11 protein-coding genes are annotated in these 12,738 nt (G+C 58.6%); 8 read left to right on the forward strand and 3 right to left on the reverse strand.

Annotated features, from left to right (window positions below; translation table 11 throughout):
- The first annotated feature begins 11 nt into the window (after positions 1-11).
- A complete protein-coding gene (locus PMI34_RS18340) occupies positions 12-227 on the forward strand; it encodes a TOBE domain-containing protein (protein ID WP_007967989.1) in 216 nt (71 codons plus the stop codon).
- A gap of 110 nt (positions 228-337) precedes the next feature.
- Here the strand turns inward: PMI34_RS18340 and PMI34_RS18335 are convergent, their stop codons facing one another.
- Positions 338-976 (reverse strand): TetR/AcrR family transcriptional regulator, encoded by a 639-nt coding sequence (locus PMI34_RS18335; protein WP_008048740.1) that lies wholly within the window; start codon positions 974-976, stop codon positions 338-340.
- Positions 977-1,214: 238 nt separating this feature from the next.
- Positions 1,215-2,591, reverse strand: a complete 1,377-nt coding sequence (locus tag PMI34_RS18330; RefSeq protein ID WP_008048741.1) for a glutamine synthetase family protein — start codon at positions 2,589-2,591, stop codon at positions 1,215-1,217.
- 667 nt (positions 2,592-3,258) lie between these two features.
- Between PMI34_RS18330 and PMI34_RS18325 the strand changes: the two genes are divergently transcribed.
- The 7 genes from PMI34_RS18325 (at position 3,259) to PMI34_RS18295 (ending at position 11,648) form a co-directional block, all read left to right on the forward strand.
- Entirely contained in the window at positions 3,259-4,617 is a 1,359-nt protein-coding gene (locus tag PMI34_RS18325) for a glutamine synthetase family protein (RefSeq protein WP_008048742.1), read from the forward strand.
- Between the two features lie 60 nt (positions 4,618-4,677).
- Positions 4,678-6,042, forward strand: a complete 1,365-nt coding sequence (locus PMI34_RS18320; RefSeq protein ID WP_008048744.1) for an aspartate aminotransferase family protein — start codon at positions 4,678-4,680, stop codon at positions 6,040-6,042.
- 188 nt (positions 6,043-6,230) lie between these two features.
- On the forward strand, positions 6,231-7,343 hold the full coding sequence (locus PMI34_RS18315; RefSeq protein ID WP_008048745.1) for a polyamine ABC transporter substrate-binding protein: 1,113 nt from the start codon (positions 6,231-6,233) through the stop codon (positions 7,341-7,343).
- Positions 7,344-7,531: 188 nt separating this feature from the next.
- The gene (locus tag PMI34_RS18310) at positions 7,532-8,629 is read left to right on the forward strand and encodes a polyamine ABC transporter substrate-binding protein (protein WP_008048746.1); all 1,098 of its coding nucleotides are present in this window, start codon (positions 7,532-7,534) and stop codon (positions 8,627-8,629) included.
- A 72-nt stretch (positions 8,630-8,701) separates the two neighbouring features.
- Positions 8,702-9,844 (forward strand): ABC transporter ATP-binding protein, encoded by a 1,143-nt coding sequence (locus tag PMI34_RS18305; RefSeq protein ID WP_008048747.1) that lies wholly within the window; start codon positions 8,702-8,704, stop codon positions 9,842-9,844.
- Between the two features lie 35 nt (positions 9,845-9,879).
- The gene (locus PMI34_RS18300) at positions 9,880-10,761 is read left to right on the forward strand and encodes an ABC transporter permease subunit (protein WP_191622238.1); all 882 of its coding nucleotides are present in this window, start codon (positions 9,880-9,882) and stop codon (positions 10,759-10,761) included.
- The gene (locus tag PMI34_RS18295) at positions 10,758-11,648 is read left to right on the forward strand and encodes an ABC transporter permease subunit (RefSeq protein WP_008048751.1); all 891 of its coding nucleotides are present in this window, start codon (positions 10,758-10,760) and stop codon (positions 11,646-11,648) included. The genes PMI34_RS18300 and PMI34_RS18295 overlap by 4 nt, the downstream gene beginning before the upstream one ends.
- Before the next feature lie 149 nt (positions 11,649-11,797).
- Here the strand turns inward: PMI34_RS18295 and PMI34_RS18290 are convergent, their stop codons facing one another.
- Complete coding sequence (locus PMI34_RS18290) at positions 11,798-12,439, reverse strand: HD domain-containing protein (protein WP_008048753.1); 642 nt, start codon at positions 12,437-12,439, stop codon at positions 11,798-11,800.
- Between the last annotated feature and the right edge of the window lie 299 nt (positions 12,440-12,738).

The following is a 12,738-nucleotide window of genomic DNA, read 5'->3' on the forward strand; positions in this document are numbered from 1 at the left end:
GGAGAAATAAAATGACTATCAAGGCCATCAACGTTCGTAACCAGTTCAAAGGCTCCATCAAGGAAATCGTCCTCGGCGACGTACTCTCGGAAATCGACGTGCAGACCGCTTCCGGCATTGTCACTTCGGTGATCACCACGCGCTCGGTGAAAGAGCTGGAACTGGCGGTGGGCAGTGAAGTGATCGCGTTTGTGAAATCCACCGAGGTGTCGATCGCCAAGTTGTAAGGCACATGCGTAAACAACAACCCCGAAGGGTTTGAGCCCTTCGGGTTTTTTTGTGCGTGTGATTCAGTAAGAACGGTAATGTGGCCTTCGCGAGCAAGTCGAAGAGGCCGTCAGGCTGGAATGCTGCGCTTGGGCAGATACGGCGGTAAATACAACCCCACATAAGCATCAAACACCCGCATGCCTTCCTCGGCCATGCGCGGCGTAATCTGCCCGTGCTGCTGCACCGAGCGCGCATACACCCGGTCGCCCAGTTCCATGGCCAGGGCGAACACATCGACATCACTCGGCAACGTCGGCAGCTCGAAGTGATGGTCGAACAGCTTGTGCATCAGGTCGCCCAGTTCGATGTCGTGCTGGCGGTCGGCCTGGGTGACTTCGGTCAGGCCGTGCTGGGCCAGAATGAGTTGGCGGGCGGCAGCATCCTCTGCATAGATATCGAGCATGCGTTGTTCCACCAGTCGCGAAAGATCGCGCCAGCCATTCAAGGCGAGGTGGTCGATGGGCGCTTGCAGGCAGGCGCGGAAGGCCGCATGGACGTCGGCGGTCAAGGCTTCGAGCAACGCTGGCACGCTGGCAAAGAAGTGGTAGACCGAGGAGGGCGGAATCTCTGCGCGCTCGGCGACGCTGTAGATCGACAGGCTGGCCACACCCTCGGCGGCCAACAGCGTTCGGGCGGCATCGAGTATCGAATCGATCCGGGCCTGGCTGCGTGCGCGGGGTTTGCGGGGGGTGGCTACGCGTGTCATTGGAGTCTCCTGCGGGGCAGCGGGCATTGTACGAGTCGGGTTGTGTGTTGTCTCGTCGGCCGCCATCGTCGGAACGCCGCCCGGAGCAAGCCCGCTCCCCCAGGGATTGGTTTCGTACACCCGATTTGTGGTCGACAAAGAACCCTGTGGGAGCTGGCTTGCCAGCGATCCGCCGCAGGCGGCCATAAAAAAACGCCGCAGGCTTTTACAGCCGGCGGCGTTTTTTTGCTGCAACCGATTAAACGGTATGCAGGTACCAGTTGTACTCGAGGTCGGAGATGGAGTGTTCGAACTCCTCCAGCTCGCTCTCTTTACAGGCCACGAAGATATCGATGTATTTCGGATCGATGTACCTGGCCATGACTTCGCTGTCGTCCAGCTCGCGCAGTGCATCACGCAGGTTGTTCGGCAGGCTCTGCTCGTTCTGCTCGTAGCTGTTGCCTTCGACCGGGGCGCCAGGCTCGATCTTGTTGGTCAGGCCGTGGTGCACGCCTGCCAAAACCGAAGCCATCAGCAGGTACGGGTTGGCATCGGCGCCGGCTACACGATGCTCGATGCGCACGGCGTCGGAGGAACCGGTCGGTACGCGAATCGCCACGGTACGGTTATCCAGACCCCAGCACGGCGAGTTCGGCACGTAGAACTGTGCGCCGAAACGACGGTAGGAGTTGACGTTCGGGCAGAGGAAGGCCATCTGCGCCGGTAGGGTCTCGAGCACACCGCCGATCGCGTGACGCAGTGCGGCGTTCTGCTCGGGATCCTCACTGGCAAAAATGTTCTTGCCGTCTTTGTCGAGAATCGAGATGTGGACGTGCAGACCATTACCCGCCTGGCCCGGGTAAGGCTTGGCCATGAAGGTGGTGTCCATTTCATGGTCGTAGGCGATGTTCTTGATCAGGCGCTTGAGCAGGACCGCGTAGTCGCAGGCCTTGATCGGGTCAGCCACGTGGTGCAGGTTCACTTCGAACTGCGCCGGGGCACTTTCCTTGACGATGGCGTCGGCCGGAATGCCTTGCTCCTTGGCACCTTCCAGAATGTCCTGGAGGCAGTCGACGTATTCGTCGAGGTCGTCGATCAGGTAGACCTGTGTCGAGTGCGGACGTTTACCGGAAACCGGCGAGCGAGGTGGTTGCGGACGACCGTTCACGTTCTCCTGGTCGATCAGGTAGAACTCCAGTTCGAACGCGGCGCAGATGGTCAGGCCCATTTCGTCGAACTTGCGCACCACATTGGCCAGCACTTCACGCGGGTCGGCGAAGAATGGCTCGCCTTCGAGTTCGTGCATGGTCATCAACAGTTGCGCGGTCGGGCGCTTCTGCCATGGCTCGTTGCATAGAGTATCGGGGATTGGATAGCAGATTCGGTCAGCATCACCGATGTCCAGGCCCAGGCCGGTGCTTTCCACCGTCGAGCCATTGATATCCAGAGCAAATAGAGAGGCCGGCAGGTTGATGCCTTTCTCGTAAACCTTGTGGAGGCTGGTGCGTTCAATGCGCTTGCCGCGCACCACACCATTCATATCCGCAATCAGAAGGTCAACGTACAGAACCTCAGGATGTTCCTTAAGGAACGCGTTCGCTTCGTTAAGCTGAACGGCACGCGGGGGTACCGACATGATGCAACACCTTTGTTGTTAAAAATATCAATCATTGATCTTTTCAGATTCCAGTCAACCCGAACGGCATGCCGAAGTCAAGCGAGGCCTTTTTTGCCCTAAAAAAGCGCCCGTGTGGCTTTTTTGAGGCACTTTAGGGCGTTTTTATGCCTTTGGCCTCTATGGCGCCCGCAGGCTTGAGCGGGCCGTGTTGTATTTTTTACGGGGGTGTTGTGTAAAAAAATGAACAAGGCTAAGCTCGAATCAAACCCATAACAGCAATAATACCGGGGTGCTTCATGTCTCGCCTGCCGATAATCGGCGTCACCGACTGCTCAAGACAGGTCGGTCGGCATGTTTATCACATCAGTGATGACACGTCCGTCCGTTCCGTGGCCTCAGCGGTTCTGGTGATCCTCCCATCCGTGACGGTTCGACCGTCCCCGTCCGATATTCTGGACGGTCGCGATGGCACCCCCATTACGGTTACTCCATTCAATATAGAACCGATTCACAATAGCGGCCTGACCATCGTTCAGGGCACCGCTCGCGATTCTGCACGCCCGGCTTCTGCAGCCGTGTCGGCAAGCACGATAATCTGCCGCGCAAACGCTCTACAACGCGACGCCGATGCGTCAAACAACGCCTGACTTTAAAAGGGTCAGACAACTCAAGCCTAGAGGCATTTATGAGTAACAACCTCGACCAGCTCACCGATTGGTTGAAAAACCACAAGATCACAGAAGTCGAATGCATGATCGCCGACTTGACCGGGATTACCCGGGGCAAGATTTCGCCGACCAACAAATTCATCGCCGAAAAGGGCATGCGCCTGCCAGAAAGCGTGCTGTTGCAGACAGTGACCGGCGATTACGTCGAAGACGACATCTATTACGAGCTGCTCGACCCGGCCGACATCGACATGATCTGCCGTCCCGACCAGAGTGCGGTGTACCTGGTGCCGTGGGCCATCGAGCCGACCGCCATCGTCATCCACGATACCTACGACAAGCAAGGCAACCCGATCGAGCTGTCGCCGCGCAATGTGCTCAAGAAAGTCCTGAAACTCTATACCGACAAAGGCTGGCAGCCGATCGTCGCGCCGGAAATGGAGTTTTACCTGACCAAGCGCAGTGACGACCCGGACTACCCGCTGCAACCGCCGATCGGCCGCTCCGGTCGTCCGGAAATCGGTCGCCAGTCGTTCTCCATCGAAGCGGCGAACGAATTCGATCCGCTGTTCGAAGACGTTTACGACTGGTGCGAACTGCAGGACCTGGACCTCGACACGCTGATCCATGAGGACGGCACGGCGCAGATGGAAATCAACTTCCGTCACGGCGATGCCCTGTCTCTGGCCGACCAGATCCTGGTGTTCAAGCGCACCATGCGCGAAGCCGCGCTCAAGCACGACGTGGCCGCGACCTTTATGGCCAAACCGATGACCGGCGAGCCGGGCAGTGCCATGCACTTGCACCAGAGCATCATCGACATCGAGACCGGCAAGAACATCTTCTCCAATGAAGACGGGACCATGAGCCAGTTGTTCCTGCACCACATCGGTGGTCTGCAGAAACTCATTCCCGAACTGTTGCCGCTGTTCGCACCCAACGTCAACTCGTTTCGCCGCTTCCTGCCGGATACCTCGGCTCCGGTGAACGTGGAGTGGGGCGAAGAGAACCGTACCGTGGGCCTGCGGGTGCCGGATGCCGGGCCAAATAACCGTCGGGTGGAAAACCGCCTGCCGGGCGCCGATGCCAACCCGTACCTGGCGATTGCCGCGAGCCTGCTCTGCGGTTACATCGGCATGGTCGAAGGCCTGAACCCCAGTGCGCCGGTGGTAGGGCGTGGCTATGAACGCCGCAACCTGCGCCTGCCGCTGACCATCGAAGACGCGCTGGAACGCATGGAAAACAGCGCGACCATCGAGCGGTACCTGGGCAAGAATTTCATCACTGGCTACGTCGCGGTCAAGCGGGCCGAGCATGAAAACTTCAAGCGCGTGATCAGTTCGTGGGAAAGGGAATTCCTGCTCTTTGCCGTCTGATACGCCGGGCGCCGCCGCTGCCTGGCGGCGCCTTCACCTGATTTTTTTTAGGAGATTCACATGACCAGCAACAACCCGCAAACCCGTGAATGGCAAACCCTGAGCAACGATCACCACCTGGCTCCGTTCAGCGACTTCAAGCAGCTGAAAGAGAAAGGCCCGCGGATCATCACCAATGCCAAGGGCGTTTACCTCTGGGACAGCGAAGGCAACAAGATCCTCGACGGCATGGCCGGCCTGTGGTGTGTCGCAATTGGTTATGGTCGCGATGAACTGGCCGATGCCGCCAGTAAACAGATGCGCGAACTGCCTTACTACAACCTGTTCTTCCAGACTGCGCACCCGCCGGTATTGGAGCTGGCCAAGGCTATCGCCGATATCGCGCCGCAAGGCATGAACCACGTGTTCTTCACCGGTTCCGGCTCCGAAGGCAACGACACCATGCTGCGCATGGTTCGTCACTACTGGGCGATCAAGGGCCAGCCGAACAAGAAAGTCATCATCAGCCGCAAGAACGGCTATCACGGTTCCACCGTGGCCGGCGCGAGTCTGGGCGGCATGACCTACATGCACGAACAGGGCGACTTGCCGATCCCGGGCATCGTCCATATCGCCCAGCCGTACTGGTTCGCCGAAGGCGGCGACATGACCCCGGAAGAGTTCGGTATCTGGGCGGCCAACCAGCTGGAAGAAAAGATTCTGGAAGTCGGTGTCGACAACGTCGGTGCCTTCATTGCCGAGCCGATCCAGGGCGCCGGTGGCGTGATCATTCCGCCAGAGACCTACTGGCCGCGCATCAAGGAAATCCTCGCCAAGTACGACATCCTCTTCGTGGCTGACGAAGTGATTTGCGGTTTCGGTCGTACCGGCGAGTGGTTCGGTGCTGATTTCTACGACCTCAAGCCGGACATGATGACTATCGCCAAGGGCCTGACCTCGGGCTACATCCCGATGGGCGGCCTGATCGTGCGTGATGAAGTGGTGGACGTGCTCAACGAAGGCGGCGATTTCAACCACGGCTTCACCTATTCCGGTCACCCGGTAGCTGCCGCGGTGGCGCTGGAAAACATCCGCATCATGCGCGACGAGAAAATTATCGAGCGCGTTCATGCAGAAACGGCACCGTATTTGCAAAAGCGTCTGCGGGAACTGAACGATCACCCGCTGGTGGGCGAAGTTCGTGGGGTGGGTTTGTTGGGGGCCATCGAACTGGTCCAGGACAAGGCCACGCGCAAGCGTTACGAAGGCAAGGGCGTCGGCATGATCTGCCGCCAGTTCTGCTTCGATAACGGCCTGATCATGCGCGCCGTCGGCGACACCATGATCATCGCTCCGCCACTGGTGATTACACCGGCGGAAATCGATGAGCTGGTGACCAAAGCTCGCAAGTGTCTTGACCTGACCCTGAGTGCATTGCAGGGCTAAGTGCTAGTCTCTGAGCGGAAGTCCAAAGTTCTACATATGTAGTAGGAACTTTCGCTCAGAACTGTCAGAAAGCGTGACCGTTTCCTTGAAAGACCGATGTGGATCTTGCCAGACTAGCCGCGGTTCCAGTTGCCCGGGTTCGGTCGCTGAACAAGTGGTTCAAAAAAGAAAAATTTGGAGCATTACGCATGAAGGCACTAGGTAAAAAGCTCGCAGGCAAGACTCTGCTTGCCATGTCCGTGATGGGCTTGATGGCGGGCGCGGTTCAGGCCGATGACAAAGTACTGCACGTGTACAACTGGTCCGACTACATCGCGCCGGACACCGTCAAGAAGTTTGAAGACGAGTCGGGCATCAAGGTTGTCTATGACGTCTTCGACAGCAACGAAACCCTGGAAGCCAAGTTGCTCGCAGGCAAGTCCGGTTACGACATCGTTGTACCGTCGAACAACTTCCTGGCCAAGCAGATCAAGGCTGGCGTCTACCAGAAGCTGGACAAGTCCAAGCTGCCTAACTGGAAGAACCTGAACACCGACCTGCTCAAGGCCGTTTCCGTGAGCGACCCGGGCAACGAGCACGCCTTCCCGTACATGTGGGGTTCGATCGGTATCGGCTTCAACCCCGAGAAGGTCAAGGCTGCGCTGGGTGCCGATGCACCGACCAACTCCTGGGACCTGCTGTTCAAACCTGAAAACGCCGCGAAGTTGAAGTCGTGCGGTATCAGTTTCCTCGATTCGCCAACCGAGATGATTCCGGTGGCGTTGCACTACCTGGGCTATCCAACCGACAGCCAGGACAAGAAACAACTGGCCGAAGCCGAAGCGCTGTTCCTGAAAATCCGTCCTTCGGTAGGTTACTTCCACTCGTCCAAGTACATCTCCGACCTGGCCAACGGCAACATCTGCGTGGCCGTGGGTTACTCGGGTGACATTTACCAGGCCAAGTCCCGTGCGGAAGAAGCCGGTGACAAGGTGAAAGTCAGCTACAACATTCCCAAAGAAGGTGCCGGCAGTTTCTACGACATGGTCGCCATCCCTAAAGATGCCGAAAACGTCGAAGGCGCCTACAAGTTCATGACCTTCCTGCAGAAGCCGGAAATCATGGCTGAAATCACCAACGCCGTGCGTTTCCCGAACGGTAACGCGGCTGCAACTGCGTTGGTCGATAAAGACATCACCAGCGACCCGGGCGTTTACCCACCAGCGGACGTGCTGGCCAAGCTGTACGCGATTGCCGACTTGCCGGCCGCGACCCAGCGGATCATGACCCGCAGCTGGACCAAGATCAAATCCGGCAAATAAGCCGGTTTGATGCAACAACCTGTTGCCGTCACCCGCGCGGTGGCGACAACAGGTGCAATTAAATGACAGAAAGTTTTGCTGGAACGGTTTTTCGAGGGTAAGTTGCGCGCCGGTTTTGTTGCCGGGCAACCACGGTTGTCATGTAGCGCGGGGCAACTTGGGCCCAACTAATTTCAGAGGACCTCCACTTGCCTATTTTTTCTATGTTGCGCAATGCCATGCTGGTGACTGCCGGGCTGACAATTGCTGTCAGTGTCCAGGCCGCCGGTACCGTGCATATTTATAACTGGTCGGACTACATCGGCGAGACCACCCTGGCCGATTTCCAGAAAGCTACCGGTATCAAGCCGGTTTATGACGTCTTCGATTCCAACGAAACCCTTGAGGGTAAATTGCTGGCGGGGCGTACCGGCTACGACGTGGTCGTGCCGTCGAACCACTTCCTCGGCAAACAGATCAAGGCCGGGGCATTCCAGAAGCTCGACAAGTCGCAGCTGCCGAACTATTCGAACCTCGACCCGGTGCTGCTCAAGCGACTGGAGCAGAACGATCCGGGCAACCTGTACGCCGTGCCGTACCTGTGGGGCACCAACGGCATCGGTTACAACGTCGACAAGGTCAAGGCCGTGCTGGGCGTCGACAAGATCGACTCCTGGGGTGTTTTGTTCGAGCCGGAAAACATCAAGAAGCTGCACAGCTGTGGCGTCGCGTTCCTTGATTCCGCCGATGAAATGATGCCGACAGTGCTCAACTACATGGGCCTGAATGCCAACAGCACCAACCCTGAAGATTACAAAAAGGCCGAAGAGAAGTTGCTCGCGGTGCGGCCTTACGTGACCTACTTCCACTCTTCCAAGTACATCGCGGATCTGGCCAACGGCGATATCTGCGTGGCGATCGGTTTTTCCGGCGACATCTTCCAGGCCAAGAACCGCGCCGAAGAAGCCAAGAAAGGCGTGAACATCGCCTACTCGATTCCGAAAGAGGGCGGCGCGCTCTGGTTCGACATGCTGGCGATTCCGAAGGACTCGGCCAACGTCAAGCAGGCCCACGCTTTCATCAACTATTTGCTCAAGCCTGAGGTAATTGCCCAGGTCAGCGATTACGTCGGCTATGCCAACCCCAACCCGGGGTCGGACAAACTGATGGAACAGTCCATTCGCACCGACGAAGCGGTTTATCCACCGCAAGAGGTGCTCGACAAGACCTACGTGTCGATCGAGTTACCACCGAATATTCAACGTTTGATGACCCGCAGCTGGACCAAGGTCAAGTCGGGTAAATAGCTTCAAGGCTCAAACTATCCAAGGTTGGCTCACCTTGAGCGAACTGCACTCTTTTTTTTGGGAGTTTCGTAAATGGCAGTTGCCTCCGGCGCCTATAAGAAAGCCCTCGAGGGCGACCAGCAACCTAAACAGGTGCTGGTCAAAATCGACCGGGTCACGAAGAAGTTCGACGAGACGATTGCGGTGGACGATGTGTCCCTGGAAATCAAGAAAGGCGAGATCTTCGCCCTGCTCGGCGGTTCGGGATCGGGCAAATCCACTTTGCTGCGCATGCTCGCAGGTTTCGAACGGCCCACGGAGGGGCGCATTTTCCTCGATGGCGTAGACATCACTGACATGCCGCCCTACGAGCGGCCGATCAACATGATGTTCCAGTCCTACGCCTTGTTCCCACACATGACGGTGGCGCAGAACATCGCCTTCGGCCTCAAGCAGGACAAGATCCCGGCGGCTGAAGTCGACGCCCGCGTGGCCGAAATGCTCAAGCTGGTACAGATGAGCCAGTACGCCAAGCGCAAGCCGCATCAGTTGTCCGGCGGCCAGCGTCAGCGCGTGGCCCTGGCCCGTTCCCTGGCCAAGCGACCGAAGCTGTTGCTGCTCGACGAACCCATGGGCGCACTGGACAAGAAGCTGCGTTCGCAAATGCAGCTGGAGCTGGTGGAGATCATCGAGCGCGTCGGCGTAACCTGCGTCATGGTAACCCACGATCAGGAAGAGGCCATGACCATGGCCGAGCGCATCGCGATCATGCACCTGGGCTGGATCGCCCAGATCGGCAGCCCGATCGACATCTACGAAACCCCGACCAGTCGCCTGGTCTGCGAATTCATCGGTAACGTGAACATTTTCGAAGGCGAAGTGATCGACGACGCCGAAGGCCACGCGATCATTACCTGCAAAGACCTGGATCGTCAGATCTACGTCGGCCACGGCATCAGCACTTCGGTGCAGGACAAGTCGGTCACCTACGCGATCCGTCCGGAAAAGCTGCTGGTCACCGCCGACATGCCGACCTGCCAGTACAACTGGTCCAGCGGCAAGGTCCACGACATCGCCTACCTCGGCGGGCACTCGGTGTTCTACGTCGAACTGCCAAGCGGCAAGCTGGTGCAGTCGTTCGTGGCCAACGCCGAGCGTCGCGGGCAGCGTCCGACCTGGGGTGACCAGGTCTACGTGTATTGGGAAGACGACAGCGGCGTGGTACTTCGCTCATGAACATGCGCAAATTCAAACGCCGCCTCAATCGAATAATTCCCGGGGGCCGTCAGATGGTCATCGGGGTTCCCTTCATCTGGCTGTTCCTGTTCTTCATGCTGCCGTTCTTCATCGTTCTGAAGATCAGCTTCGCCGAAGCGGACGTGGCCATTCCGCCTTATACGGAAATCTACAGCTACGCCGAGCAAAAGCTGCAGTTGCTGCTTAACCTTGGCAACTACGCGATGCTGGCCGGTGACGAACTGTACATCGCCGCTTACCTCGGCTCGTTGAAGATGGCGCTTTTCAGCACCATCCTCTGCCTGCTGATCGGCTACCCGATGGCCTACGGCATCTCCGTTGCCCGCAAGGAAGTGCAAACGGTGCTGGTGCTGCTGATCATGATGCCGACCTGGACCGCAATCCTGATCCGCGTTTACGCGTGGATGGGCATCCTCAGCAACAACGGCCTGCTCAACGGTTTCCTGATGAGCATGGGCTGGATCGACGAGCCGCTGCAGATCCTCAATACCAACCTGGCGGTCTACATCGGTGTGGTTTATTCCTACCTGCCGTTCATGATCCTGCCGCTGTACGCCAACCTGGTGAAGCACGACCAGAGCCTGCTGGAAGCTGCGTCGGACCTGGGTTCGAGCACCTTCAACAGCTTCTGGAAAATCACCGTGCCGCTGTCGAAAAACGGCATCATCGCCGGCTGCATGCTGGTGTTCATCCCGGTGGTGGGCGAATTCGTGATCCCGGAACTGCTCGGCGGTCCGGAAACCCTGATGATCGGTAAGGTGCTCTGGCAAGAATTCTTCAACAACCGTGACTGGCCGGTGGCGTCCGCTCTGGCAGTAGTGATGCTGGCGATCCTGATTGTGCCGATCATCCTGTTCAACCGCAGTCAGGCCAAGGAAATGGAGGGTAAAGAATGAAGCGCTTCCGTTTCTCCAGCCTGATGCTGGTACTGGGTCTGTTGTTCATCTACCTGCCGATGCTGATCCTGGTGATCTATTCGTTCAACGCCTCGAAACTGGTAACGGTGTGGGGCGGCTGGTCGATCAAGTGGTACGTCGGCCTGCTCGACAACAGCCAACTGATGGGTTCGGTGGTGCGCTCACTGGAAATCGCCTGCTACACGGCGGTGGCGGCGGTGGCGCTGGGTACCCTGGCGGCGTTCGTCCTGACGCGCATTACGCGCTTCAAGGGCCGCACCCTGTTCGGTGGCCTGGTCACCGCACCGCTGGTCATGCCTGAGGTGATCACCGGTCTGTCGCTGTTGCTGCTGTTCGTGGCCATGGCGCAGATGATCGGCTGGCCGCAGGAACGCGGCATCGTCACCATCTGGATCGCCCACACCACGTTCTGTGCGGCCTATGTGGCGGTGGTGGTCTCGGCGCGCTTGCGCGAGCTGGATCTGTCCATCGAAGAGGCAGCCATGGACCTCGGTGCACGGCCGTGGAAGGTGTTCTTCCTGATCACCATCCCGATGATCGCGCCTTCGCTGGCAGCGGGTGGCATGATGTCGTTCGCGTTGTCCCTCGATGACCTGGTGCTGGCGAGCTTCGTGTCGGGTCCGGGTTCCACGACCCTGCCGATGGAAGTGTTCTCGGCGGTGCGTCTTGGGGTCAAGCCCGAGATCAACGCCGTGGCCAGCCTGATCCTGTTGGCGGTGTCCATCGTGACCTTCATGGTCTGGTTCTTCAGCCGTCGCGCCGAAGAAAGCCGCAAGCGTGCGATCCAGCAGGCGATCGAAGAAGCGGCCGCCGATTCGTGGAAGCAACCGGACGTGCGTCGCGCGCAGGCACCGGAAGCGGCCTGAGCCTGATGCCGGGTTGACCACAATCCTGTAGTCAACCCGGAAATCCTGTGGGAGCGGGCTTGCCCGCGATGGGGCCAGTACATTCATCATCGATGTTGTTTGATACTCCGCCATCGCGGGCAAGCCCGCTCCCACAGGTTCTTCTGCGGTCAGGCTATCCACGGGGATTGGCGAATGACCTCGACAAAGTTCATCGGCTTGAACCCCGGCTCCTGATCCACCAGCACATCGGTCTTCACATTCCCGAACGTAGTCTGCGGACGATGACGCAAGCCATCGGCAAACGCGCAGATGATGCACTCCTTGAACCCCTCGCCCCGTGGATGCGCATGCACCACCGCCTCGCGCTGCACGCTGGAAAACGCCGCGTAGTCCGTGCCCAGCACGTCCATCTCGACGCCGGCCGTGACCAGCGCCACGGTGGGCCGCAAGTGCCGGGGCACGCCCGGTGTGGTGTGCAGGGCAATCGATAGCCAGACCTGTTCGATATCGTCATCGCTCAATCCGTAAGGCTTGAGGAACGCCGCTGCCGCGTTGGCACCATCGACTTCGAAGCGCTCGTTGTCGCTGCGATGACCTTGCACTAGACCCAGGTCATGGAACATCGCGCCGACGTACAGCAACTCCGGGTTGTAGGCCAGTTGCTTGCGCTCGCCGCTCAGCGCGCCGAACAGGAAGACCCGGCGCGAGTGGTGGAAGAGCAGGTCGGACTCTATGTCACGGATGTATTCGGTGGTGGCCTTGGCCAGTGCGCTGTCGGGGATCTTGATGCCGGCGATGATGGTGCTCATGGAGTTTTCCTCGTCGTGATGAGGGTTTCAGTCTGTTCCGGCCCCCGAAACCGGACAATCGATCCATGGCTGCGATCCCGGCCAATGAGCGTGCAATTCGCGCCAACCTCGCTTGTTGGGTGTGGATTGGCTAGGGTTGATCCCATTGTGCATACGCATCTTGTAGCAGCTGCCGAGCCTGCGAGGCTGCGTCCGGCTGCGCAGCGGCCGTAAATCCTGGGTATGCGCATTACCTGAAAGACCTCGGTGGGTGTTTTCACGACTGCTACGCAGCCGGACGCAGCCTCGCAGGCTCGGCA

The organism is Pseudomonas sp. GM74 (assembly GCF_000282455.1).
Lineage (GTDB): Bacteria > Pseudomonadota > Gammaproteobacteria > Pseudomonadales > Pseudomonadaceae > Aquipseudomonas.

Bases quoted from the DNA above. Each gene is read 5' to 3' on its own strand.
- PMI34_RS18335 (WP_008048740.1), bottom strand. From the start codon at position 976: ATGACACGCGTAGCCACCCCCCGCAAACCCCGCGCACGCAGCCAGGCC.
- PMI34_RS18305 (WP_008048747.1), top strand. From the start codon at position 8,702: ATGGCAGTTGCCTCCGGCGCCTATAAGAAAGCCCTCGAGGGCGACCAG.
- PMI34_RS18320 (WP_008048744.1), top strand. From the start codon at position 4,678: ATGACCAGCAACAACCCGCAAACCCGTGAATGGCAAACCCTGAGCAAC.
- PMI34_RS18315 (WP_008048745.1), top strand. From the start codon at position 6,231: ATGAAGGCACTAGGTAAAAAGCTCGCAGGCAAGACTCTGCTTGCCATG.
- PMI34_RS18295 (WP_008048751.1), top strand. From the start codon at position 10,758: ATGAAGCGCTTCCGTTTCTCCAGCCTGATGCTGGTACTGGGTCTGTTG.
- PMI34_RS18290 (WP_008048753.1), bottom strand. From the start codon at position 12,439: ATGAGCACCATCATCGCCGGCATCAAGATCCCCGACAGCGCACTGGCC.
- PMI34_RS18330 (WP_008048741.1), bottom strand. From the start codon at position 2,591: ATGTCGGTACCCCCGCGTGCCGTTCAGCTTAACGAAGCGAACGCGTTC.
- PMI34_RS18325 (WP_008048742.1), top strand. From the start codon at position 3,259: ATGAGTAACAACCTCGACCAGCTCACCGATTGGTTGAAAAACCACAAG.
- PMI34_RS18340 (WP_007967989.1), top strand. From the start codon at position 12: ATGACTATCAAGGCCATCAACGTTCGTAACCAGTTCAAAGGCTCCATC.